Here is a 22,140-nt window from a genome sequence, read left to right as displayed (position 1 = left end):
CGGTAAACCAGGCGCGACTGCAGCACTCTAAACGATCCTGTTGAAGCGCCAAGACGATCGTTGTCGAACGCGGTGCGCGCCCCTATGACCTTTGGCAGAAAATCACAACGGGGAAGATTGTTGGCGATTGGGGCGATCACGACCCGTGTCCCGGACCAGGCGGCTTCAAAGCCGGCGTTTCGGCGCAGCCGCGCCCGCGATGCGGCCGTGGCGCTGCTGCTCGGGCTTCTTTCCCTTCTTGTCTACAATGCAAACCTGCGCTCGATAACCGCGGCTGACAGCTATGCAGCGCGCTACCTGCCCTTTTCAATCTGGCAGAACCACAGCCTGACCCTGAACCCAATTCTGACCACCGTCGCTCAGGGACGAAAGCCCCCGGCGACGCTGGAGAAAGGCGACACGGCTCACTGGATTCTGAAGGTTCGTGGAGACAACTATGTCTCAAAATTTCCCATTGTTGTTCCCGTCATCCTCTCCCCGTTTTACCTGCCGGCCGTCATCTATCTGAACCATCATGGTTCCGATCCGCTGGTTTTCGACAAAGTCGCACGCATCATGGAAAAGCTCTGTGCTTCTTCCTTGGCGGCGCTGTCGGTCGCTCTGATCTATCTGCTTTTGCGACGGCGCACCGATGAAGGCATGGCTGCCATTCTCACGCTGCTTTATGCATTTGGCACGACGACGTGGGTCATCAGCAGTCAGGCTCTGTGGATGCACGGGCTCGCCCAAGTCCTGATCGTGGCCACGATGCTGTTGCTCACGGGACCTGCGACAGCGTGGCGGATTTTCCTGGCAGGTCTGCTTTGCGGACTTATCGCGGCAAACCGCCAGCCCGATGCCATACTGGCGGCCGGGTTGGGTCTCTACGGCCTGTGGTGGGCCGGCCGCCTGCGCCCTTTGTTCGTCCTGTCGGGCCTGATCCCTGTCGTTCTGGTCCTGGCCTACAACATCATGCTCGTCGGCAATGTTGCCGGAGCTTACGCGGTCCATGTCCGACCCGACAATTTCAACGACAGCATCTTGGGCGGCCTTGCTGGCCTGCTTTTCAGCCCGACCCGAGGGCTATTCGTATTTTCGCCCTTCCTGCTGTTCGTCCTGATCTTTTGCCGAAAAATAGCAAGCGAGCGCCTGGGGCGGGGACTCACCGCGGCCGTTGCCTGCGCCATGGTCATCCAGTTGCTTCTCTACGCGATGATCGATTGGAGGCAGGGCCTTTCCTGGGGCCCGCGGTGGCTGACAGACATGCTGCCCATGCTCATCTGGATGCTTCCGCCCGTGGTCCAGGCGCTTTCCCGCAGCTGGCGGGTGGCATTCGCACTTGCATCCCTTGTGGCGATTTCGATCCAGACGGTTGGCGCGTTCTGGTACACGGGCGTTGCCGATATACCTATCATCTCCACCCAGGGACCAGACCGGATGCGGCCCGCATGGGACATTCGCAATGCCGCCTTTGTCGCGGAACTCAGGCATCCACATGTCCAACCCGACCTGATCGTTGATCTGCGTGGCAATATCGATGCCGTAAATATCCTGCCCGGCGAGCCGAGCACTGGCGCAGAAGCACGCCGACAGGTCGAGATCTTGGGATGGGCACTCATCAACAACCATTCCCCAAGTGACGTCGCGGTGTTGATTGATGGCCGGCCTGGCGTCGGAACCAGGGACTTCTTCTCGCGGCCCGATGTCGAAAAGACGCTTGGGCAATCGAGCCCAGCCGGATGGCGGCTTACCATGCCAATCGATCAACTGGCTCCGGGGGAGCATCTTCTGGCGGTATTGGTGCGCGCTACCGAAGGCGGCGAGCCGCGTCTGCTGAAGCAGACGTCACTGTTCGTCACGCAGGGCAACGAGGCTTTCGAGCATGTCACGGATCTGCCGAGCGCAGCACGGCGCGCCCGGCAGATGCTGTCCAGCCGTCAGCAGGCCAGCGGTTATTGGCTGACGGCATATTCGGCCGCAACGCGCTTCGAGCAGCCGCGCCAGGAGATGAATACCTATCTCAATGCCGTCATCCTCGATGTGCTCAATCCGGTGGCCGAAGCGGCGGGTGCAAACGACATGCTGGCAAGAGTGCGCCAGTTCCTGACCACCCAGATCGAGCAAAGCGGGCTTGTGCGCTATCATGGACGCCCGGACGCGCCAACGATTGGAACTCTTGGCTGCGCCATCACGCCGGATTCGGATGATACCGCGCTCACCTGGCGTGTCGCGCCCAGCGACAGGATGGAATTGCTGCAATCCGCGCTTGCCACGATGACAGAATTCAAGCGGGCGGACGGCCTCTATCGGACCTGGCTCACGTCGCGTGACAAATATCAATGCCTTGATCCTGGACATGACCCCAACCCGGCCGATGTAGGGATCCAGATGCATATCTTCCTGTTTCTCGAACAGGTGGACAAGCCAGCCGCGCTCTCGCTCTGCGAAGCGCTCTCGCGAGAGGCGGCCGACGACGATATCTGGGTCTACTATGCCGGTGCGCCGCTGATGATCATGCTGCGGTTGGCGGACCTGGAAAAGGCAGGGTGCGTGCCGCAATTCCCGCAAGCGCGATTGCGCACTGAAACGCCCGGCCAGGAGATCTGGGTTCGGGCCGCGGAGCAGCTTCGGCGAATGGAGACCAGTGGCGGCTCGTATGAATTCTATCAGCAAACCAGCGAATTGCTGCGTGGGATTGCGGCGGACGACTTCGACGTGCTTAGCCGCGCGCCTCCGCTCCTCTACCACAATGATCTCACGGCGACCGTAAAACGCTTCTATTGGTCACAGGATTTCGGATATGCGCTCTGGTTGCGCCTCTATTTCGAGAATGAGATCATGCTGGCGAAGCTTCCCTGTGCCTCTGGCGGCCCAAAACAGAAGTGCGGGTGACAATTGACGAAAATCACGGCGGACACAGCTGTTCAAAGTCGCCCCGCAGCCTATCGGCTGGCGGCACGCTGGTTGTCTTGCATCCGGTTCGACGAAGTCGCCGCGCTCCAGGCGACACCGCTGATCGGCGCGGTTTTTTCAGTTGGGTCACTCTCGGTGACTCATGTCCTGGCCCTGGCTATCATGATGGCCGCAAACATCTGCCTGGTGGCTCATGTCTTTGTCCTCAACGACTGGTCGGGAATCGACGGTGATCTCAAGGACCCGGACCGAGCCAACAGAACATTTGCCGCAAAAGGACTGACGCGAACCGAAGTCGGCTACCTTGCAGGGTTGTTGCTCGCGGTCAGTCTTGTCCTGTTTGGACTGCTCAACACGAGAGTCGTCCTGCTCGCCGCGATGATCGCTGGGCTAAGCGTCCTCTATTCAGCCCCCGCCTTTCTTTGGAAAGGGTCTCCGCTCCTCAACTCGGTCCTCCATTTCGTAGGCGGGTCCGTACATTTCCTCCTAGGCTATTCGGCTTTCGGCGCCATTGATGTGCGGGCGCTTGTTGTCAGTGGTTTCTTCGGACTTGTATTCACCGCCGGCCATTTCACGCATGAGGCAAGTGACCATGAGGTCGATCGCATCAACGGGATCAGGACGAACGCCGTGGCTTTCGGCAAGGCAAGGAGCTTCGGCGCCGGCCTCGTTCTCTTCATCCTGGCATATGCGTTTGTGGCTACCTTGGGTGCGCTCCGATTGGTGCCACCGGCACTCGTCTTTGCCGCCGGGCTCATTCCGGTGCATCTTTTTGCTTCCTTCCAGGCCGTGCGGGCCGGTCTCACGCGTGAAAGTCTCCGCCGGTTGCAACGATGCTACCGGGTGCTGTTCGCCACTATTGGCATAGTCATGACCGTGGCGGTCGTCCTGTCTTGACAGGGATCGTCGGCTCCGGCGGAAGCCGACATCAGAGACCCGAGGTTTCATGCTTTCTGTAATCATACCGGTCTACGACGAAGTCGCGACGTTGCCACTCGTGCTGGCGATGGCAAGTGCGGCGCTCCCCATGGTGGAGAAAGAGATCATCATCGTCGACGATGGATCCCGAGATGGTACGCGAGAGTGGCTTCGGGCCAATTTCCCAGCCGGCGTCCGCAATGGCACCTGTATAACCGTCGGGGTCGACGGAGACCTCGTCGTCGCGGATGAATCGGCGTCTGCCCGCGTCACGATGGTGCCGCTCTACCATGATTCAAACAGCGGAAAGGGCGCTTGCCTGCAGACCGGGCTGGCGACAGCCAGCGGCGATGTCATTGTGGTTCAGGACGCGGACCTCGAATACGATCCCGCGGATTGGGCCGTCATGTACGACCTCATCAATCGACGCAAAGTGGCGGACGTTGTCTACGGCTCACGGTTCTACGGCCGGCCTCATCGCTCGCTCTATTTCCATCACTATGTCGCAAATCGCTTCATCTCATTGGTGTTTAATCTTCTCTACAACCAGACGCTCACCGACATCGAATGCTGTTACAAGATGTTCACACGGGAGGTCTTGAAGCACTTGCGTCTGACCTGCAACGATTTTGGTTGCGAGATCCAGCTCAGTGCCCAGATCGCCTTGGCCAACCGCTGGCGTATTTATGAAGTCGGCATCAGCTATTTCGGCCGCACCTACGAGGAGGGCAAGAAAATCGGCTGGCGCGATGGCCTCAAGGCGATCTGGTACCTCGTCCGCTTCCGGCTCTTTTCCTAAACCGCCGCCGTATTGTTATAGGAATGCCGGGCTGTCAGCGCCTGTTAGCCGAGTTGATTTTCTTCAGTTCGGCCTCGAGCGTCTTGGCGTAGATTTCCATCTCGGCCCGCGACTTTTCGAGACCCTTCGCGTATTCAGTCGCGGTTTCATTCGCGGCCCGCATCTCGGCTAACGTGCTTTCAAGGGAGTTCGCGTAGCGAGCGGCCTCCGAAGCGCTCTTCGAGCGCTCTTCCAAGGCAGCCTGCAAGCTGCCTACATATCGGCCGACCTCACCTGTCAAGCCGGTGGCTATGATCGCTTGAGTGGTCTGTCGCTCAAGAATTGCTCGACCGCCAAGCCGTTCCAGATCTCGGTTGAGCCTGCTTTGCTCCAACTCCGTGCCGATAAGGTAGTCGCTAAGGGGAGCCAGAGCCGAAGACGGTAGCGAGTCGATCACGGACGCTATCACGCGTGCATTGGTGTAGGGCCGCGTCGAGCGCAGCATGCTGGCCTTGCGTATCCGGTACCAAAGCAGAGGCTCAGGCAGGCTCAGGATGCGAAATCCAGCGACGGCAATTCTCAGATGCATCTGCCAGTCTTCGTAGGTGACGCCGTAAATTTCGTGGAAGCCGCCGACCTGGTCAAATATGTCGGTTCGATAGATACCCGAGCAGTCGCCGAAGCAGTTGTGGATAGAGCCGAGGAGAATTGGGCCTGCCGAAAAATAATGCTCCGTTCCGTTCCCATGCGTCGCAGCGTTCGGCGGCTGGGTTTCATCATGGAAATGTTTGATCCCGCAGGTCACCACATCGGCTTTGGACGTTCGGGCGGCGTTGCAAAGGGTCCGGACCATGTCTGGAAACGCCACATTGTCGTCGTCAAGCAGGATGACGAACTCGGTCGTCGCCGCCCGTATGCCGGTATTGCGAGCGGCGCCCAGGTACCCGTTCTCCTGCCTTACCAATTTCAGGTTCAGCGCGCGATACCGATCCTCGACCGTCTCCAGATATCGCCGGGCCTCAGCGCCTCTGCTTCCATCATCGACCACGACAACGGAAAAGCCTTTCTCCGTCTGCCGCATCAAGCCCCGCAGGTTCTGTTCCAAGAGGCGCGGCTGCTCGTACGATGTGATGAGGATCGTGGTGTCGCCTGCATCCCTTCGCGGCGTTGGCTTGACCGACGTTCCGGTCTCCGGCAGCATCCGCTGAAAGGCCCGACACCAATCGTCTTCGGACGCCACATTGCCGATTGAGAGCGTTGTGATCGTCCGCCATCCTTGCTCGGTCATCCATTGGGCGATCTCAGGGCGCGGCAGGATGACGAAATCGGCAAACTCGACTGCCATTTTCTCCAGATACTCGATGCCGATCGTCATGAGGTTCGACGGAAACTCGCCGTGCTGCTGCCGGCTGCAGCCGGAGCTTCCCATGGCCACCACGGCGAGCGGCACTCCGCCAAAGGCCAGATCTGTCTCTTTGGCGACGGCACTGGCGTAGCCCAGGCCATCCCGATCCTGAAAAAGAACCGCATCGAATGCCTGGCCGCGGGCGTATCTGAGCAACAGGATTGTCGATGCCAGGAACGAGGGCTGGATCGGAGGGTCATCGATGTCGAGATATTCAACGCCGAAGCCATGGCTTGCGGCGAACTCGGCAAAGGTGTCGACATCCGCCAGCTGGAACGTGCCGATTTCGACGATGGAGACATCGATATCGCTGGCAATGGCAGCGTCGATCGCGGTCCTCTCATCCTTGGCGCCGGGAGCAGGCTTCCAAAACAGGTCGCCGACAAGACATAGTCTTCGACGGCCCTGCCCACGACGCATGACCCTTATACAACGCTGGCTGCCGCCGATTATGGGCTGTTGCGAGATGGGATGCCGGATGCCGTCATGGATCTCATCGAACGACTGCCTTACCGCGCTGAAAACGGCAGGATCGGGCTGGTGGCCCTGACCGGCGCCGCGCAGCTCGGCGAAGACCGGAGCGATCCATGCCGACCAGATGCCTGGACGCGAGCCAAGGTCATCGGGTTCGCGATGGTGCCGCAGCTCCTGCGAAAGAAAACTGTCGATTTCGGAGGTAGCGTCAGCGATGGAGATTGGCCACGGGATATCGAGGTCATCACTCAGGCGGGCCGCGACGGATCTCCAGTCGTCAAGCAGTTGCGCATAATCGCAGAACGCCCGGTCGATCGTCCGCGTATGCTCCTCCGCCGCCAGATTGTAGCGCAACCATACCAGACCGCCGCGCTCCAAAGGCCAGGACTGCCTGTCTCCCGCCTGGCCCTGCCGCTTGGCCAGCGACAATGCGACTTCCGCCGGATTGCGCGAGATGATCGCGGCAACGCAACGTATATTCAGCTTGGCCAACGCGGCCTGCCATAGCGGGAACAGCAGTGCGATGCGTGGGTCTTTCAACACGAAGAGCGGAGCGTCTCCGTATTCAGCGACGATCATGTCTTTCAGCGTGTCGACGAAGGCTGTTGCCGCAGGCGTTTCCAGCCAGGCAGGAGACGGCCCGTGGACATCGTTCACCGGTGATCCAGCCAGGTCCAGGATCTGGTCGTTGAGACGAATTGCGGCTTCGGGCTCCCAATGGCCGGTCTCATTGCCCAATTCCTCAACGTAGAGGTTTCGCGGCAGGGACGCGCCCAGAAGGCTGAGCATTCGCGTCAAGGCGGACGTACCGCTGCGATGCATTCCAACGACGACTATGGCGGTTCTGCTGGTCACGATATTTCCACCGATACATGCTTGCTGGGCGGGCGGATGTGATCGACCGTCACGGGAGCATGACGCCTGCGCCGCCCAAGCGCTTTCGGTTCAACATCGCTGAGATCCCGCAGGAATTCGGCTGGTCTGTTGGCAACCACAGGATGCACAGGCATAGTCGCCTGGCAGTGTTGTGGCCGACATGGCACTTTTGGATCAAACCTTCATCTCCTGATTGACGCAGGACTTTGGCTGGAGATTAGAGAGATGCACTACCAAGCACCAGCGTCGAGTTCGGCTGAAAGGGAGCGTGCTCAGGCGATCGTCGCAAAGGTGCCGCACTGGCATCACAAATTCGAAGTGTTCCCTGGCGTGGTGACTCCAGGCAGCTACGATCCTCAATTTCTCCTCGAAAAACTGCAGTTGCCGACCGATATGACCGGCATGCGGGCGTTGGACATCGGCCCTTCGGATGGGTTCTTTTCCATGAACATGGCGCGTCGTGGAGCCCAGGTCACGGCAATCGACTACCGGGCCAAGGATGGTCACGGATTTGGGGCCATGGAGCGCCTTACCGGCCTGGAGTTCGATTACAGGCAGATGAACCTGTACGACATACCCGCTTCGGATCTTGGCGAATTCGATCTCGTACTGTTTCTAGGTGTCCTTTATCACCTACCCGACATGATACGCGCGCTCGATATCGTAGCGCGACTGTGCCGTAGCCGGCTGCTTGTCGAAACGCAGTTTGAGCCGGAACTGATGCCGGGTGTGGCGGTGGCGCGATACTACGAAGCGGGCACTCTGGCCAACGACATCACCAACTTCTGGGTGCCCAACAGGGAATGTCTCTTTGCGATATTGCGGGATACGGGCTTCCATGTGAGAAGAGAGGATAGCTGGGGCAAGCGCCTGCTGATTGATAGCTCGCGCTTCAAGATAAACACCAAGAAGATGGACCTCGCTTACGGCTTGGTTCCGGGTTAACCGCCAACCACGTTGGCTGGCAAAAATTGGATAGCCGCAGGACAAGGTCCAGCCTGCGAATCAACGCTACTGGACGAAAAACGCGCATGCGAGTTGCCGGAAAGGCGTAAAAGGGGCCGAGAGCGGACTGTCTGCTCTTGGCGCGGTGGGGCGGAATATCAGCCACTGTCAATCGCGAGATAGCCGTCGACGATGCCTGTGCTCCTGCCCTGCCGGTAGGCCAGCCCGCCTGCGAGATCCGCAAAAAGGTGGCCAACGACGGGCTGACCGCCGAGACTTTTGCGTTGTCGGACGACGGCGCCATGCGATTGATTGTTTGCCACAGCGGCCGTCCTCCGCCTCTCTACGGGAACAGCTCGCGAACCGAGATCATCGATCGCCGCTCTTCGGTGCCGCGCCTGAACTTCGCCGCGATCACCTCCTCGAGCGAGATGCGCCGGCGTAGCGCCTCGAAGACGTCCATGCCGTCCATAAGGATGACGCGCTTCGCGTTGAAGGCGACTAGCCCTTGGTCCGTGAAGCCTGAATAGGAGACGAACAGGCCCCGCGTTCCCTCGAAGCCATCACCTGCTTTCTCCTGGAAGGAGCGCAACGCGGCGGCATCCGTCTTGGCATTCGTCCACTTCGCCTCGATCAGATAGATAGAGCCTCGGTGCTCGAAGCTACCGTCGATCTGCTCGCCGATCTGCTTGAACGAGGCCCGCGCATCGAGTCCCCATGCATCGAACCATTTCTTCAAGAAGCGCTCGAACGCATAGCCACGCGCTTGGGCGGCCTCGTCCATCGCCGTCATCGCCATGAATTCTGCTTCGAGCGCCACCAGCTCGCCGGCGCTGGGCCCCTTGGGCACGGGTGATGTCGGCGCCGCCGGTGCTCGCTCGTCGAACCCCGCCGGCAACGGCTTGTAGCCGAGCTTGACCACCAGCGCGCTTAAGCGCGCCCGAGAGTTCAGGACCGTGTCCGTCTCATTATGATCGAGTCGATATGTCTCTCGGTATTCCCACAGCGCGTGGAGCGCCCGAGCGACGTCGGCATTCGATGCTACTTCGAGGAATCCCCGAAACATCTTGCCCTTCGACCCACCGTGAATGGCGTAGCGGTCGTGGAAGATGTCGATGCCCAGGTCGCGTTGGAAGAACGAGCCAAACCGAGCGACACTGAAGTCTAGCACATTGCCGCTGTACATGCCGAAGATACTGTCTATCAGCTTCATGTCGGTCGTCGAGAGCTGCGCCATTATTGACCTCCTGATTCATGGAGCCCACTGTACAGGAGCGATGGTTGTCGTGGAAAATTCCCCTAGGAAGTATTCCCGGCCGAGATCGATCAGGCGGTCATAGCCAACTTGATGCTATTCGCGACGCTAGTGTCGACCCACCGCTGCGACCTGGGCCATCGCCGGTGATGACGACAATGACGTAAGGATGTAGCTCGTTAACCCACGTTACGCTTCATCCACTCATCGAAATTTGCTAGGCATCTGCCGGGGGATTTGACTAATGTTCCGTCAAGGCAGAGCCCGCTAGGCGCTACCCACAAGTAGGAGAATGGCTATCGCCTCGCCTTCCGCCAGCCTGCGGAGCGCGCTTCCTCTTCGGAGCAAAACCACCGCTCGCCATATTCCGGCCGGATGATCGTCTGTGAATAATACTTCTGGCCCGGGACGTGATAGATATGCTCCCCGGTGTCGATGCTGACATTTCCCTTGATGTTGCATCCAGTGGAAAAGAGCGACGTGCTCGGAGCCGCGTCAGCTGCTTCGGGTAGTTGCATCAGGCTAGGAGCCGCGCCGATGATGCCCGGGTTCTGCGAGAGAACCACCGCCACGGGCGCCAAGATCAGCGCGAACAGATACTCTATCCGCCACAAACCGCGCCGCCGCTTGGTGGCACGTTTGCGCCAGCGGTTAGCCTGGTCTGCTCCTTCATGACGCTGGACTTTGCCCACGCCCCTCACTCCCCGATAGGAGAATGCGACGTTTGCGGCTTTGAGTCTATAAGCTGGGTCTGATTGACGGGACCTGTGGTGTTCCACCGGATGAACGGGACTTCCGCCCCGGTGACTTCGCGCACGGCTTTCAATAGCACCTCATGCAAGACACGCGTAGCCCGGTAGTGGTCACAATGCGGCGATATGAACGGTTTGACGATGCTTAGGTGAAGCGCTTCTGCTGCCACCAGAAAGCGATCGATTTCAGCCTGCGATAACTGCTTTGAGGGTTTTGATCTAGCCATTGCGACACCTTTTGAGAGTCGCCCCACCCGAGGACAATATTCCTATTACCGAGGCGGTATGTAAAGGATCAACGTGCTGTCCGCCAATTTTGTCAACCGCCATCCTTGCGACGACGCATCGCCTCGCGGATCACTTCGAAGACGCTTTCGACCTCGCCGTTGATTTCATCGGCGCTGATGCCTTCCTTCTCAGCCGCAGTCATCAACTGGTCTGCCAGGTCGCTGGCGGCGATCGGATCTCCCCGCGCTACAATGGGCAGTTGCTGGGCCACCCAACCGTCGAGAAACTTCAGGCCGCGAGCGCTCATTCTGTCAATCCTGGCTCGTAGTGAACAATGGCATCCAGGATCGTCTGACTACTTGGCCTGGACGGAGCCCGCGCCGCTACGTTCGAGTCCGACTTGCGGAAGATCTGCCAGAAGTGAGTTAAAATTCGCCGATCTGCTTTAACTGCAAAGACAGAAGATTGTGCGATCTGCATAGCACTTACTGTGAGGTGTCGACTATGCGAACTGCTCCAGCTTTGATCTTGGCACCGCTCCCAGCCATGGTGTTGTCGGCGGTTACGCTGAGCCACAATAGGCCTCGGTACGGTCTTTTGGAAGCTTTGATCATGCTGATGATAATTGCATACGCGTGGGAGATGATTGTATTTCTGCCAGGCCACCTGCTTCTCAGGCGGGCCAAGAAAGTTTCAATAATCGACTATCTGCTGCTCGGATTCCTTGGTTTCGCTTTGCCGATGCTGGCGTACATGATCTATCGCTCGCCATGGCGGCTGGGGCCTGAAGTCGTCCTGTCCAGCTACTGGGGAGTCTTAGGGTTGATTTCCTGTTGGCTGTTTTGGTGTCTGAGAAAGCCGGGAGAAGGCGCCAACAATACGGCTACAACGCCACAATAAAAAGCCCGCCGCTCTGAGGGGAGAGCAGCGGGCCAGGGTCTGGGTGCTGGGATCAACCAGCATAGGTCAACGAGCGGCGGTGGGGTTGGTTGCGAATGCGCGGTTCGTTAAGGCCAAGCGGGAGACTATCGCCGGTCTTGCATGTTCATCGCAATAACCAATCCGATAGTGCCACCTACAATAGCGCCGAAGATGCCGCCAAAGAGAAGTTGACCCAGCGCTCTACCCAAATCGAAGGTTTCGAATTTATCTGCCAATTTGGCAGTGATGACCAAGCCGGTCGGAAATCCGATCACTATTCCAAGAAGCAAACTGACTGCTTTCATCGAACTTCCCTTTATCAGGGGTCGATCTTAATGGCATGGCTTGAATTCAAAATACGTTAAAGTCATATGGCAGATGTCGGAATTTCAGGTCGGTGGGTGTCCCATAGACCGAACCGAGGTCTTGCCGCAGATTGTCAAGCCGTCGGCAGAACTCAGTGGCCTGCTGATTGATTGTAGACGCGGTTGCGTTCCATCCACTCGTTTCGGTCGACCGTGCCAGTCAGAGAGGGTCCGCCGTATCATCCCAGTCAAACCTTGCGAGGAAGCTTAACGTGGCCCTTGTCCGCGACCTCCACCCCGAGGTTTGCGAAAGCCTTTCCTTTGAAGACGACGGGAGCAATAACGCCAGTCCGATAGGTCCAAACCTGTGTCCTTCTGATTTGACCCTTCGGCCTGCTGACGCAACGTCGATCGAGCGGAAGGCGAGATTTCGCCTCCAGGACCGGTTTCGCAACGATGAACCTAGGTGATTGGTCTTGGTACGCCCAAGGAGAATCAAACCCCTGTTCCTGCCGTGAGAGGGCAATTTCATATTATAAGGCGAGCACCGCGAGGCTCGTTTTCGAGCTTTCCTTCCGCGTGTAACGCGCAACGTCGCGAAATCCTGTGGCTGACGCGCCGATATCGTGCGGTGCGGCCTTTCTTCCGCCATCCGAGGAGCGTCCATAACCCACTTTCACGTTTCTATTGAGTAGCGCAAAGGAGTTCACATGGCTGCTACCGCAGTTCTGGTCTGGTATCTGGTAATCGCCGGCCCGCAGGGCGGCATGGTGGTGCTGCCCAGCACCTTCGACAAGCGCGAGCAGTGCACCGCCGCCATCGCCGAATATCAGAAGCAGCCGACACCCACCGGCTGGTCGGTACAGTGTGTACCGAGCGCCTCCCCCTTCACCGACAATGGATCAGCCGAATAGCTGCGTTGTCGCTTACCGGCTTAGTGTGGCGGCAAGTAAAACCCGCTGCCTGCTGTTGAGCGGGCTGCGGGCCTTTAGTTTCGGCGGGTGGAGGCCCGCCGGGCTGCAAATGTGCCGTTCGCTGCCGACCCCGATGGTTAGCCGCCTTAGCTCGGATTGGCGACTTACGGATTCGTAAGGAAGGTTTCTTCGAGGAAGGTGGTAGTGATACTGCGGCTCATCAAAGGGCCAAGGAAATAACCAGGGAAGAGATAATCTCCATGAACATAAAAAACGTGTGCTTGGGAGCACTCGCTGCAACCGTATTGGCTGGCGCTGCTCTGGCCGGTGCCCTTGATGAGCCCAAGATGATGTCGCCGTTCTTCACTGACGCGAGCATGAAGACTATGAAGTCCGACGCCGACATGAAGAAGGTCTGGGCGGCGATGGCCAAGGGCGATCAGGACAAGATGATGAAGGAATGCAACGATGCGGCGATGAGCAAGCCGCATGCCAAGTTCTGCGAAAAGCTGAAGGCACTCGGCGGCTCCAAGTAGCAGCCGAACGTCGACTATTTGGGAGCGGAGTAATGTCCCGCTCCCCCTTTGGTTTGGTTAAACGCCCAATCGAATCCTATTGAACCCGACAGCGAACGGGATATGAATTCGATCTTTGATTGGTTCTGTGAGGGCTACCATCATTGACCAAAGTGATAAAGGCGAACACGTCTCGGTCTTCGACTTCGATATCGTGCGCGAAGCTTTCAGGAAGTCGGTTGGCTCGCTAGGCGTGTTCTGACCCAGCGCTATTGCGATGGATCTTTGCGCTCTCGGCGCAGCGCTTCGCATGGTCCGCGAAATGTCAGCTGTCGGGATGCAGCGGGAGACCGTTGAACGTCCGATTCCAGGCGCGAAGCTGCCGTTCGCATTTCGCGAAGTTGTACGTCGACTTCGGGTCGGACGAGGCCTTTCGCTTGAGCCATTGTCGACCCGTTCTGACCGACATTTGCCATGTAAGCCGCCACGCTCACAGCCCCAGCCCCGCTTTCTGCCGAAAGTCCATTCGATACCGCCGCCGTCACGTGCGATGCCGGCGATGTGCTGGCCGATATATTTTTCGAGTGTTGGTTGCCAAGGCACCAGCTGGAAGCCTGTTGCGTCGTCGATCATAGCAAAACGGCCGGAGGCGAGATTAGCCGCTCCGACCAGCCGGCCGCTGACATATTCGCCAGCCTGAGCCTTCTTAAAGTTCAGCCCGCGCTCGGCCGCCATCATACGGCCGACGCGGGCGACCTCGGCCTGTACGAGTCGCTGCAGCAGATCCCTAGGCGCCCGAATTCGACCGTCGTCCAGGCGAGCGGCAAGACCCATGTCGGCGAGACTTTGGCGACGCCGATCCGTTGCGTCCGTGACTTCCCGGCCGAACCCGATTTGCGCCAGCGGCGTCCGGTTTGCCGACGCCAGTTCCCGGTCGAGCCAGGTCGCGCCATCGCTTGTCACCTGGTTGTCGAGGTCGAGGAAGGAAAACGTGCGGACAGTAAAATCCCTGCCCCGGTTGCGAGCGTCGTAGGCCGCGCCTTGCTCGGTGATGTCGTTGGGGATCTTCCAGCGGTCGGCATCGGTCCGCTCGACCACGCCCGCCCGCCGCAGTGCTTCGAGCCGGCGCACGTGGGAGCGAATGAAGGCATCGGGATCGCCCTTCACGCGCTCGATCCGCGGCCTTGCCACTTTAAGATGCTCACTTGGCCGGTAGACGCCGCCGTGCTCGGCTGCCAGGTCGCGGACGTTGAGATCGGCCGCTCGTGGCTCTGCCTTTGTAAGAACCGGCTCGAGGGCGACGATGTGGCCGCGCCTGGCTTTCCTATGATGCTCGTCGGACGCAAGTATGAGCATATCGCGTCGCCGCTTGCCGAGCAGACAAAGCCGCTTGCCGAGCAGACAAAGAAGACGAATGAGGGTTGGTAAAAGTGGGTTTGGCTACAACGGCGGCGCCGGGGTCAGCCCGCTGCCGGGGGGGACGTTTTGGAAGCAGCGGGCTGATAGGCTTATGCCCCAGCAGCGAAAGGGCCATTTCGCTGCTCGTAGAACCCTATGAGAATAAGCTAATGCGCGCGAATTACGGATTTGTAAGGATCGCGCGAGGCGAAGCCCTTCATACAGACGGCCCGCTGCCTGGAGTTCGTCCGGTGCAGCGGGCCTTTTAGTTCGGCGGGTGGAGGCCCACCGGGCGGCAAATGTGCCGTTCGCTGCCGGTGGCGATGGTTAGCTGGCGCGGCCAGAAACAGCCACTTACGAATCCGTAAGGAACTCAAGCTCGGCCCTTTGTTTCAGGGTGTGCTAAAATAGGCTGATGAGGTTCCTGCTTATCGCTTTTGGCGTTCTGTTTTTTATGGCGCTCGCCTTTTGGCTGACAGTCAGTTTGATCCACGGGACGTGAACCCAAACGGCAGCAGGGCTTCCGCGATCACGCCATAACCCTATCCCGACAAATCGGCCATGAGTGAGGTGCGGCGGACCTGACGGTTCGTCTGGCCGGCGTCATCCCCCAAAGCCACCCAGCTCCCAACTGGCGCCGGCCATTTCTAAAATTCCTACCGCTTCTTCCGCTTTGGCGTGATCTCCTCGACCTGAAGCCTTCACGCCGTCCCGGGCCATCGCCTGTTCGAGCGCTCGGCCTCCGCCTGGTCCTTGGTGGTCAGGATAGTACGCCAGTGCGGCTTGTCGAAGACGCTGACGACTTAGGTGGTTTCGAGCTCGTTCGACCTGCGCTCATTTTGCACGGATTACGGTCCTCTCGTTTCTGCAGAGACCACAGATCCCCTTTTCACGGTCGAAATCGGACGTAGTTCCAAGCGCCCCGGTGATCAGAACGACTTGGGCAGAAGTTACATTCACAGCGGCCACAATGCACTTATCGCATATCGCGATAGGCTTCTGCGTCGTGATCCACGAATTGATGCGGTGAGCGGCGATCACCAATCCCTCCATTTTCCGCACGAGCCAATGGTCGTGTTGCCGACCGAGTTAACTATTAGTTGGCCCTAATGTTCCGCGCTTCGCCTGCTAAGGTGGATTGATGCCCGTTGAAATCATGCTAGCCCAAAGTCGGCTTCCGGTCGCGATTCCGCTCCCGATTTTGGCCGTCATAGTAGAACACCGGGCGCCGATTGCGGCCGGCGGCCTTGCAGTGCGAGCAGACGAACAGCCCGACGAGATCCTGATGCATTGAGCCATGATCCGCCCCAAGGCGATCAGTGAGCGCTTGGATATAGAGCTTGGTCGATTTGCGGCACATCGGATGCCCGCAATTGACATAGATGCGTTCGCGGGCGGCCAGGGTGTCGGCGAGGCTCTTGAGAGGCATTGCGATCTCCGTCGAAGGGGTCGCTGCAACGGAGGATTATATTCCTACTTCAGTCTCGACTGCCACCAGCTTCAGGTTGCGTTCTGAGGCGGCGCTACCCTACCTTAGACAAGGGCCTCCGCTCCATCTCTGGAGCGCCTTCGCCGTACATCCCCTCCAGAACCGACAGGATTTCTCGTGCTGCTTCGGATTTGCAGGAATAGTAGATGAACTGGCTATCTCGCCGTGTCTCTACCAGACCGAGCGTGCGCAGCTTGCATAAATGCTGTGAAAGGGATGATTGGCTTATCATCAGCTTTTCGCCGAGGGCGCCGACCGACATTTCGCCGACATTGGCCAAGTGGCATATGATCAATAGCCGCCACGGGCTGGCTAGCACTGCCAGAAAATCAGCCACATGCTCGGCGTTGGCTACCAGCTTTTTTGAGACCATAAGCCCCCGCGAAGTGTCATTTTGAGACCCGGTTTTTACCAGACCGCAATTTAATCAGCGAGCGCTAAAATGGCTCCGAACGTACCGGAGGCTGGAGCTATCTCCTCACAAGTCCGTGAGAATTCGGTCGTTGAGAGCAGGAAATCGAGTGGTAAATTCCATCCCATACCGATCCTCCCAATGGTCGGTTCAGGTCCGGCTGGGAATCCTTCGTCAAATTGAAGACTGGTCGGGCCTCCCCCAATTTCCTATCGAAAGATAACCCACCAGGCCCGCCGCCCCAGCGCGGCGGCTGCTGCCTCGCCAGCAAGCGTTTTCCTTTGCCGCTCCCCCTATATACACCGCCGAAGCGTCCCGCGCGGCCTAGCGCCCGCCCGTGGCTGTTCGAGCTGCGAAGGTGACGCCTGCCTTTGACTGGGGTCAACGGCGATTGACTTGCCCGGCCAAGCGCCCATTTAATTATGGTTGTCCAACAAGAGAGCAAGCTTTTCTGGTTGCGGCGCTTTCTATGATCAGTTCCTCCAAACGGCCGTCGCCGACGCGCGCAATGTTGACGCGACGCCTGATTACACGGAGCGCCTCAGACATCGAAACTGCGGTGGTCTTCGCGTGATCATCCAGATATCGGCCGACTTCAATCACGGAATCTGCATCAATGTCGAATGGCAATTGTCGCATGGCACCCTCCCGCGGCACCCGAACCTTTGCGAGCATACAACTGCCAGGCGAAACACAGCATCATCAATAAGGAGGAAGCCCGCGCCTCAATGTTTCACAGTTTTCAAGAAGGCCATGCGGTGAAAGCACTGGCTATCAGACCGGTCTCCACGGCTGGCCCTATCGATTTGGGCGGGTCTGTCGCCATAACGTTAAAAAGCAAACGCGGAGCCGTGTCCAGTGGTACACCCGAGCGGTCGCGCACCGCTCTGGTCCGTCAATGGTACTAGCGGCGTGCTTGCTCAGGATTGCCACGGTGCCATCTTCATCAAACCCAATAGCGGCGATCCTTTGAAAGAGTGCATCGTCATCCACGCGGACATCAAATAAGACCAATCCGTCAGTTTTCTCCGCGACGTCATTCACTCGATCGGAAAACGGACGATTCATACCGCTCCCATTGGCCAGCGACTGCTCCAATAAGACCAGTTCGACCTCTTGCGGCTTCATGTCGGGAGTATGAGCGAGCGCTCATAGTCAGCAATCCTGCCAGAGCCTTTCACACAGGAAATATCAAGTTCACACAACGCGCCAAGGCGCGAAGGGCAAGGACGGACAACTTAGGTCCGCGCCGATAGCCAGCAGCGAGCAGCAGATTGCCGAATTAACGGCATGGGCCTTCCTGCCGATGGCAAAGCAGGTCCGCGTCAGCTATCGCGAATTGGCAGCGAGTTTGCTCGCGGAGATTCGTAAGTCCGGCCTCCTAAAACGAAAAGGGCCCCACGGCTTTACTTCATGGCTGTGCGGTCGCGCGGTGGCGAGTTGGATAGTCATTGTTGTGAATCCAATAAAAACGGAGAAGCAGCGCTTATAAAAAGCAGGCATAGTCTGCAGTCGGCGAGAAGAAGCTATCGCAGCCGCTTGGTTGAGGATGATAATGGTTGATATTCCGGTCTACTGTCGAAATTGCGGAAATATTTTCGCGTCACAGGGAATAAAGATTGGCGGCGACGCGGGGCATCACTCTTCAGGGAAACAGAGAAAGTTGCCCTCGTTGCGGGCATATGGCTGACATCGCCAGCGGGGTATTTGACGTTGTAGACGGCGTATTAAACGAGCTTAAAGCCTCGCAATTGCCAAAGGTTGTCCTCGAGCAATTCGCCGCGCTTATGGCTCGGGCACAAGTGAGGGAAATCTCAGAAGACGCATTAGAAAAACAGGCCGCCGAGATAGATCCAAAACTAGGCTTGCTTGTCAAAACAAGGGAAAGGCCTCGGCTTTTTCGGCGCGGTTCTACTGGTTCTTATGCTCGCCTTAAACCACTGCCAATTTAACGTGGACGTATCTGTTGATGTCAACAAACTTGTTGATCAAGCAGTCGCACATCTTGAGGTAACCGAGGCGCCGGATCTACGCAACAAGGTGCAGGATACCAAGGGCGATCATACGCCCGCACGCGCCGATACCTCCGGCGATAGCGCCGACAGTAAAAGTCCAGAGATAGAGCATAGCACGGCACCTTCTAAGCGGCGGGGCAATGTCAACAAAGAACGTCGGGTAGCGTTAAGACGAAGACGTGAGCAGTTCCCAAGGCGCAAGTCACGGTCGTAGAAGGGCGAGCGGGTGTAAAGGATTGACCTAGTCGCCAATAAGTGAGTAATCCATCTCGCTTATGACAGGCCGCTCCTGCTTTCCGTAATCAACGGCGCAACACCTAGTCGCGCCCTCTCGCTTTGCGCGAAGGCTGCGGCCTCAGACTGCGCGCTGAATGCCTTGATGTGTATGACGCCGTTTTCGATCACACGAACGAACGGGCTGCCGCCTGCTGCGTCGAGTTCAACCGCCGTTTTCCAAGATTGATTGTCCATTTGCCCATACCCTATCCCCCTGCAATCTGGGCGGGCAAGGCGGGCCTGTCAACTACAGGGTTACCGCAAGGCTAAGGGCCGGGTTTGTCAAAGGCATAATCGCCGGTCGCGGCCGCCCCACCAGCGCGCGTTTCCGCTGGCCGCTCTCCAACGCCGCCGAAATCGTCAAGCGCGCCCTTGCGGGGACGAAGCTTGCGCGCATCCTTCAGCGCCGCTGCACTTCCGGCGTGACCGTCTGGACCCTGACCTTGTCGCCGATCTCCTTTGCCTTCGCCAGAGCCTTAGCCTTATCCTCGGTCGTCAGCACGGTGCGCCAGCGCGGCGCCTCGAACACGCTGAAAATATAGGTTGTGGCCAGCTTGCCGTCATCATCCACCTTTGGCCTTGCCGTAGCCGGTCGGGCTGGTATCGGGCTCATAAAGTGGGATGTCTTTTCTCTTCCAACATGGCTGAGCAATCGATCTCATCATGAAATGGAGCATGAGGATCGAATACTAACCAAGACGCTTGAGATCGTAGATCCCTCAGACGGGCGTTCTTTTCGAGACGGGCGTAGCGTTCCGTTTCTGTGTGGAGCGCTAGAGTAGGCTTTTCACGAAGAGAGCTCATCCATAGCCCCCACTTCGATTAGCATCTTCTTAAACGCCTAACGCCTGCGTTGCGTTCCCTTGGGCTGCACTCCGGCGCGGCATTGCATGCGTTGGCCGGCTAGCAGCCCCACCAGCGCGCGTTCTCGTCGACCGCTGTCCTACACCGCCGAAGCCTCTCCCTCGCTCCTCGTGATTGAACGATAGCGTCGAGGATCGCCACGTAGACGCTGCCGGTGGCGCGGCTACTCTACGTTCGGAGGGTACGCGCAGTCCGTAAGACTTACTTGCATCGTTGCTAAGAGCACGAGACTATTCGAGTGCCAGCAATGGTCCCCGGCCCGACTGCCCAGATGCGCCTTCAAACGCTAGACTTGGTAGTCGGGCCACAGTCCAATGCAACGGAGCCGCAAACGATGTCCGCTCAGCGCTTCAACCGCCCTGTTCACGTGTTCGTGGGACTTGGCTTTCCCCATGCTGTGTCGTCTGTGCAGGAAGCCCGTCAAGTCCTTGATGAATGGACGGGTCGGCACAGCCCGAAGTACACGGCGACAGTTGCGCTTTGCCAATCCGCACTTGCCCGCAAGGAGGACGTTGAGGCGGCTCGCGTTGCCTTTGAAGCCTTTGCCCTGGCCCACGGAATTCTTGCGCCGGACGCAATCGAACTCGCGGTTGCACGCGCGGCAGAAGAGTGGATGACAGCCGATGCTGTGCGGTCCGAGGTTTTCGCTGACAGTTAGGTCTACCGTGAAGGTCGATCATCGGCATGATGAGAGCTATGCGGCACCAGCGAAATTTCTTGACGCTATGGCCAGTGAGAAGCGGCTTCTCTGCCTCATGATTATGGCAAGGGGCGAAATATCGCTTGGCGCTCTGGCGGGCAGGGTTGGATTGAGCAGGTCCGCCCTGTCTCAGCATCTTGCCATAATGCGCAGCTTTGACTTGGTCACCACGAGGCATGATGGGCAAAAAATTTATTACGCGTGCACCGACCCTGTCCTCAAAGTCATGCAGCTTCTCGTAGAGCAGCAGGTACTGCCTCCATTCGGTGCCGCCTTGAAATATCCAGGCAATTCAAAAACCCGTTAGCACGCCTCCTAGTGTTCGACGATCTTTCTGTCAGGGAAGCCCGCCAGCGCGCGTTTCCGCCTGCCGCTCTCCTAGCCGCGGAAGCCTGCCGCGCGTCCTGGCGCCCGCCTGTGGCCAGCGCCATGCATTGCGAAGCCATGCTGCGCGAAAGGCCTTCCTGCTTCTCCAACCATGGCCCGAAATGACCATGCGGCAGTGACGCCTTGTTGTGCAGCAGCCATCGGCCAATGGCGTGCTTCTGCTCGAGCGAAAGGTGCCCGCGCCGGATCACTCGAGTTTCGGCCGGCGCCGGATCTACCAGCGGCACGACATTGGAAGGCGACATCAGCGCCAGATAGGCTTTGTGCACCTCGTGCTGCCTGTCGACTGGCAGCTTGTTGAACTGGCGGACCGTCATCCCGCATCCGATCGCCAACACAGCGGTATGTCGGGTCTCACCACGAAGGCGCCCCAGCCGCTGGCCTTGCCATTGATTAGGCAGCCGATAGGTGCCGACGCCCTCGATCTCGATTTCGGTGAAGGGTATCCTTGCCAGCATGCCGCGCCTCGCTGTGAACTTGGCGAATTTGCATAAGTCACGGCTTATACGCAAGGCGCGCGTTAGGTGGTCGTAGAAGGTCAGGGGAGCATTTTAGCCATATTGAATGTTCGTGTTGCTATGGACAGCCGAAACCCACTCTCAGCAGTGTCGCTCACCGTCACCAAAACGGAGCAAGGCGGCGGATGAGGGCTAACGATCTACGAGCTTATTTGCGAAGTTAGCTCCCATTAGAAGCCAATGGGCGAGAACGCGCCTAAGCATGGGTCGGCAATTGCCGCCGCTCATTCCTCGGGGACGAGGTGCGGTAGCAGCCGCCTGCGCGGGGTATGCGGCGCGCTTCTGTCCGCCGCGCCGCCAGAATGGCCTATTCCATAGACGTCGGCCGACAAGACTGAATATGAGGCCACGAATGACAATGACCGTAGAGCATTTATTCCCAGGTAACGATGAACAACGACAGCTTATGGGGGATTTTGCGTCGACAGTGCGCGATATGACAGTCCGCTTCTTGAAGCTCTCGGCACACGGCGGACAAGAAGATGCGGACCCGGCCGGAACTGGAACGCTGGTGCAGGTGGGACCCGCTTAGGGTATTATGACGAAACTGGTTGCGGGGACACGATTAAGGCTGCAAACCGCCCTATACTTGCAGAGGAGTCGAGTTAGCAAACGAATTCGGTGGCCGCACTGTATTGGCGGTATCCCTCTAGCTGTGGAGCCTCAACAGGTTGTCCTCGGTTAGGCCGAGGCGGCTGATTGGTGTTTTGGACTTTAGGCTGCCGTGAGGTCGATGCCAATTGTATCGGTGCAGCCAGACGGGAAGTTCTCCGGCACGATGATCGGAGTTCGGGTAGGCAATGGCGTAGGCCCATTCCCTGAGCGCGGTCTGAATGAAGCGCTCTGCCTTGCCATTGGTCTTAGGCGTGTAGGGCTTTGTGGGGATATGTTTGAGGCCAAGCT

At 58.4% G+C, this 22,140-nt stretch carries 24 protein-coding genes; 10 read left to right on the top strand and 14 right to left on the bottom strand.

From position 1 onward, the window contains the following. Nucleotides 1–84 precede the first annotated feature (84 nt). The 3 genes from AC1D05_RS29040 to AC1D05_RS29030 are packed head-to-tail and all read left to right on the top strand — an operon-like array spanning nucleotide 85 to nucleotide 4,609. Nucleotides 85–2,871, top strand: a complete 2,787-nt coding sequence (locus AC1D05_RS29040; protein WP_477445395.1) for a hypothetical protein — start codon at nucleotides 85–87, stop codon at nucleotides 2,869–2,871. 3 nt (nucleotides 2,872–2,874) lie between these two features. Then, entirely contained in the window at nucleotides 2,875–3,789 is a 915-nt protein-coding gene (locus AC1D05_RS29035; RefSeq protein ID WP_477445393.1) for a UbiA family prenyltransferase, read from the top strand. 49 nt (nucleotides 3,790–3,838) lie between these two features. Beyond that, nucleotides 3,839–4,609: a glycosyltransferase family 2 protein gene (locus tag AC1D05_RS29030; protein WP_477445391.1), complete on the top strand. Its 771-nt coding sequence runs from the start codon at nucleotides 3,839–3,841 to the stop codon at nucleotides 4,607–4,609. Between the two features lie 34 nt (nucleotides 4,610–4,643). Here the strand turns inward: AC1D05_RS29030 and AC1D05_RS29025 are convergent, their stop codons facing one another. Then, nucleotides 4,644–7,322 (bottom strand): glycosyltransferase, encoded by a 2,679-nt coding sequence (locus AC1D05_RS29025; RefSeq protein WP_477445389.1) that lies wholly within the window; start codon nucleotides 7,320–7,322, stop codon nucleotides 4,644–4,646. Nucleotides 7,323–7,568: 246 nt separating this feature from the next. Here AC1D05_RS29025 and AC1D05_RS29020 point away from each other — a divergent pair, with 246 nt between their 5' ends. Further along, on the top strand, nucleotides 7,569–8,288 hold the full coding sequence (locus AC1D05_RS29020; protein WP_477445387.1) for a class I SAM-dependent methyltransferase: 720 nt from the start codon (nucleotides 7,569–7,571) through the stop codon (nucleotides 8,286–8,288). A gap of 343 nt (nucleotides 8,289–8,631) precedes the next feature. On the opposite strand, the gene AC1D05_RS29015 is transcribed toward AC1D05_RS29020, so the two are convergent. The 4 genes from AC1D05_RS29015 to AC1D05_RS29000 all read right to left on the bottom strand — a co-directional run bounded on the left by AC1D05_RS29015 (nucleotide 8,632) and on the right by AC1D05_RS29000 (nucleotide 10,830). Next, nucleotides 8,632–9,525 carry a restriction endonuclease gene (locus AC1D05_RS29015; RefSeq protein ID WP_477445385.1) on the bottom strand — a complete coding sequence of 298 codons (894 nt, stop codon included), beginning with the start codon at nucleotides 9,523–9,525 and terminating at the stop codon, nucleotides 8,632–8,634. Nucleotides 9,526–9,839: 314 nt separating this feature from the next. Continuing rightward, on the bottom strand, nucleotides 9,840–10,235 hold the full coding sequence (locus tag AC1D05_RS29010; protein WP_477445383.1) for a sunset domain-containing protein: 396 nt from the start codon (nucleotides 10,233–10,235) through the stop codon (nucleotides 9,840–9,842). Nucleotides 10,236–10,240: 5 nt separating this feature from the next. Continuing rightward, a complete protein-coding gene (locus AC1D05_RS29005; protein ID WP_477445381.1) occupies nucleotides 10,241–10,522 on the bottom strand; it encodes a hypothetical protein in 282 nt (93 codons plus the stop codon). A 92-nt stretch (nucleotides 10,523–10,614) separates the two neighbouring features. Beyond that, nucleotides 10,615–10,830: a hypothetical protein gene (locus AC1D05_RS29000; protein WP_477445379.1), complete on the bottom strand. Its 216-nt coding sequence runs from the start codon at nucleotides 10,828–10,830 to the stop codon at nucleotides 10,615–10,617. A 305-nt stretch (nucleotides 10,831–11,135) separates the two neighbouring features. Here AC1D05_RS29000 and AC1D05_RS28995 point away from each other — a divergent pair, with 305 nt between their 5' ends. Then, the gene (locus AC1D05_RS28995) at nucleotides 11,136–11,423 is read left to right on the top strand and encodes a hypothetical protein (protein WP_477445377.1); all 288 of its coding nucleotides are present in this window, start codon (nucleotides 11,136–11,138) and stop codon (nucleotides 11,421–11,423) included. A 125-nt stretch (nucleotides 11,424–11,548) separates the two neighbouring features. Here AC1D05_RS28995 and AC1D05_RS28990 read toward each other — a convergent pair whose 3' ends face one another. Then, nucleotides 11,549–11,749 carry a hypothetical protein gene (locus AC1D05_RS28990; RefSeq protein ID WP_477445375.1) on the bottom strand — a complete coding sequence of 67 codons (201 nt, stop codon included), beginning with the start codon at nucleotides 11,747–11,749 and terminating at the stop codon, nucleotides 11,549–11,551. A gap of 710 nt (nucleotides 11,750–12,459) precedes the next feature. Between AC1D05_RS28990 and AC1D05_RS28985 the strand changes: the two genes are divergently transcribed. After that, nucleotides 12,460–12,663 carry a hypothetical protein gene (locus AC1D05_RS28985; RefSeq protein WP_477445373.1) on the top strand — a complete coding sequence of 68 codons (204 nt, stop codon included), beginning with the start codon at nucleotides 12,460–12,462 and terminating at the stop codon, nucleotides 12,661–12,663. Between the two features lie 260 nt (nucleotides 12,664–12,923). Then, complete coding sequence (locus tag AC1D05_RS28980) at nucleotides 12,924–13,199, top strand: hypothetical protein (protein ID WP_477445371.1); 276 nt, start codon at nucleotides 12,924–12,926, stop codon at nucleotides 13,197–13,199. 57 nt (nucleotides 13,200–13,256) lie between these two features. Here AC1D05_RS28980 and AC1D05_RS28975 read toward each other — a convergent pair whose 3' ends face one another. From AC1D05_RS28975 to AC1D05_RS28960, 4 genes are all read right to left on the bottom strand, one after another. Next, nucleotides 13,257–14,534, bottom strand: a complete 1,278-nt coding sequence (locus AC1D05_RS28975; protein WP_477445369.1) for a DUF3363 domain-containing protein — start codon at nucleotides 14,532–14,534, stop codon at nucleotides 13,257–13,259. Between the two features lie 1,201 nt (nucleotides 14,535–15,735). Then, nucleotides 15,736–16,005: a hypothetical protein gene (locus tag AC1D05_RS28970; protein ID WP_477445367.1), complete on the bottom strand. Its 270-nt coding sequence runs from the start codon at nucleotides 16,003–16,005 to the stop codon at nucleotides 15,736–15,738. A 94-nt stretch (nucleotides 16,006–16,099) separates the two neighbouring features. After that, the gene (locus AC1D05_RS28965) at nucleotides 16,100–16,438 is read right to left on the bottom strand and encodes an ArsR/SmtB family transcription factor (RefSeq protein WP_477445365.1); all 339 of its coding nucleotides are present in this window, start codon (nucleotides 16,436–16,438) and stop codon (nucleotides 16,100–16,102) included. A gap of 459 nt (nucleotides 16,439–16,897) precedes the next feature. Then, nucleotides 16,898–17,116 carry a hypothetical protein gene (locus tag AC1D05_RS28960; protein ID WP_477445363.1) on the bottom strand — a complete coding sequence of 73 codons (219 nt, stop codon included), beginning with the start codon at nucleotides 17,114–17,116 and terminating at the stop codon, nucleotides 16,898–16,900. A gap of 1,043 nt (nucleotides 17,117–18,159) precedes the next feature. Between AC1D05_RS28960 and AC1D05_RS28955 the strand changes: the two genes are divergently transcribed. Continuing rightward, nucleotides 18,160–18,429 carry a hypothetical protein gene (locus AC1D05_RS28955; protein ID WP_477445361.1) on the top strand — a complete coding sequence of 90 codons (270 nt, stop codon included), beginning with the start codon at nucleotides 18,160–18,162 and terminating at the stop codon, nucleotides 18,427–18,429. 336 nt (nucleotides 18,430–18,765) lie between these two features. On the opposite strand, the gene AC1D05_RS28950 is transcribed toward AC1D05_RS28955, so the two are convergent. Then, a complete protein-coding gene (locus AC1D05_RS28950) occupies nucleotides 18,766–18,963 on the bottom strand; it encodes a hypothetical protein (protein ID WP_477445359.1) in 198 nt (65 codons plus the stop codon). Nucleotides 18,964–19,168: 205 nt separating this feature from the next. Beyond that, nucleotides 19,169–19,381 (bottom strand): hypothetical protein, encoded by a 213-nt coding sequence (locus AC1D05_RS28945; RefSeq protein WP_477445357.1) that lies wholly within the window; start codon nucleotides 19,379–19,381, stop codon nucleotides 19,169–19,171. A 585-nt stretch (nucleotides 19,382–19,966) separates the two neighbouring features. On the opposite strand from AC1D05_RS28945, the gene AC1D05_RS28940 reads away from it, so the two are divergent. Both AC1D05_RS28940 and AC1D05_RS28935 read left to right on the top strand, forming a co-directional pair. After that, complete coding sequence (locus AC1D05_RS28940; protein WP_477445355.1) at nucleotides 19,967–20,290, top strand: DUF982 domain-containing protein; 324 nt, start codon at nucleotides 19,967–19,969, stop codon at nucleotides 20,288–20,290. After that, nucleotides 20,256–20,639: an ArsR/SmtB family transcription factor gene (locus tag AC1D05_RS28935; protein WP_477445353.1), complete on the top strand. Its 384-nt coding sequence runs from the start codon at nucleotides 20,256–20,258 to the stop codon at nucleotides 20,637–20,639. The genes AC1D05_RS28940 and AC1D05_RS28935 overlap by 35 nt, the downstream gene beginning before the upstream one ends. Here the strand turns inward: AC1D05_RS28935 and AC1D05_RS28930 are convergent. Both AC1D05_RS28930 and AC1D05_RS28925 read right to left on the bottom strand, forming a co-directional pair. Then, nucleotides 20,557–21,177 carry a DUF3102 domain-containing protein gene (locus tag AC1D05_RS28930; RefSeq protein ID WP_477445638.1) on the bottom strand — a complete coding sequence of 207 codons (621 nt, stop codon included), beginning with the start codon at nucleotides 21,175–21,177 and terminating at the stop codon, nucleotides 20,557–20,559. The genes AC1D05_RS28935 and AC1D05_RS28930 overlap by 83 nt on opposite strands. Nucleotides 21,178–21,886: 709 nt before the next feature. Then, nucleotides 21,887–22,140: integrase core domain-containing protein (locus tag AC1D05_RS28925; protein WP_477445351.1), on the bottom strand; the 254-nt coding region annotated here is incomplete at its 5' end.

The sequence above is a fragment of the Mesorhizobium sp. P2_E9 genome, assembly GCF_056403815.1.
This window is presented reverse-complemented; position numbering and strand designations above follow the sequence as displayed.

What these genes read in the sequence shown, in the direction of transcription:
- AC1D05_RS28955 (WP_477445361.1), top strand. Translation starts at nt 18,160, where the DNA reads ATGGCTGACATCGCCAGCGGGGTATTTGACGTTGTAGACGGCGTATTA.
- AC1D05_RS28995 (WP_477445377.1), top strand. Translation starts at nt 11,136, where the DNA reads ATGCTGATGATAATTGCATACGCGTGGGAGATGATTGTATTTCTGCCA.
- AC1D05_RS28980 (WP_477445371.1), top strand. Translation starts at nt 12,924, where the DNA reads ATGAACATAAAAAACGTGTGCTTGGGAGCACTCGCTGCAACCGTATTG.
- AC1D05_RS28945 (WP_477445357.1), bottom strand. Translation starts at nt 19,381, where the DNA reads ATGAGCCCGATACCAGCCCGACCGGCTACGGCAAGGCCAAAGGTGGAT.
- AC1D05_RS28950 (WP_477445359.1), bottom strand. Translation starts at nt 18,963, where the DNA reads ATGGACAATCAATCTTGGAAAACGGCGGTTGAACTCGACGCAGCAGGC.
- AC1D05_RS28930 (WP_477445638.1), bottom strand. Translation starts at nt 21,177, where the DNA reads ATGCTGGCAAGGATACCCTTCACCGAAATCGAGATCGAGGGCGTCGGC.
- AC1D05_RS29000 (WP_477445379.1), bottom strand. Translation starts at nt 10,830, where the DNA reads ATGAGCGCTCGCGGCCTGAAGTTTCTCGACGGTTGGGTGGCCCAGCAA.
- AC1D05_RS28990 (WP_477445375.1), bottom strand. Translation starts at nt 11,749, where the DNA reads ATGAAAGCAGTCAGTTTGCTTCTTGGAATAGTGATCGGATTTCCGACC.
- AC1D05_RS28985 (WP_477445373.1), top strand. Translation starts at nt 12,460, where the DNA reads ATGGCTGCTACCGCAGTTCTGGTCTGGTATCTGGTAATCGCCGGCCCG.
- AC1D05_RS29040 (WP_477445395.1), top strand. Translation starts at nt 85, where the DNA reads ATGACCTTTGGCAGAAAATCACAACGGGGAAGATTGTTGGCGATTGGG.
- AC1D05_RS29005 (WP_477445381.1), bottom strand. Translation starts at nt 10,522, where the DNA reads ATGGCTAGATCAAAACCCTCAAAGCAGTTATCGCAGGCTGAAATCGAT.
- AC1D05_RS29030 (WP_477445391.1), top strand. Translation starts at nt 3,839, where the DNA reads ATGCTTTCTGTAATCATACCGGTCTACGACGAAGTCGCGACGTTGCCA.
- AC1D05_RS29015 (WP_477445385.1), bottom strand. Translation starts at nt 9,525, where the DNA reads ATGGCGCAGCTCTCGACGACCGACATGAAGCTGATAGACAGTATCTTC.
- AC1D05_RS28940 (WP_477445355.1), top strand. Translation starts at nt 19,967, where the DNA reads ATGTCCGCTCAGCGCTTCAACCGCCCTGTTCACGTGTTCGTGGGACTT.
- AC1D05_RS29020 (WP_477445387.1), top strand. Translation starts at nt 7,569, where the DNA reads ATGCACTACCAAGCACCAGCGTCGAGTTCGGCTGAAAGGGAGCGTGCT.
- AC1D05_RS28965 (WP_477445365.1), bottom strand. Translation starts at nt 16,438, where the DNA reads ATGGTCTCAAAAAAGCTGGTAGCCAACGCCGAGCATGTGGCTGATTTT.
- AC1D05_RS28975 (WP_477445369.1), bottom strand. Translation starts at nt 14,534, where the DNA reads ATGCTCATACTTGCGTCCGACGAGCATCATAGGAAAGCCAGGCGCGGC.
- AC1D05_RS28970 (WP_477445367.1), bottom strand. Translation starts at nt 16,005, where the DNA reads ATGCCTCTCAAGAGCCTCGCCGACACCCTGGCCGCCCGCGAACGCATC.
- AC1D05_RS28935 (WP_477445353.1), top strand. Translation starts at nt 20,256, where the DNA reads ATGCTGTGCGGTCCGAGGTTTTCGCTGACAGTTAGGTCTACCGTGAAG.
- AC1D05_RS28960 (WP_477445363.1), bottom strand. Translation starts at nt 17,116, where the DNA reads ATGCGACAATTGCCATTCGACATTGATGCAGATTCCGTGATTGAAGTC.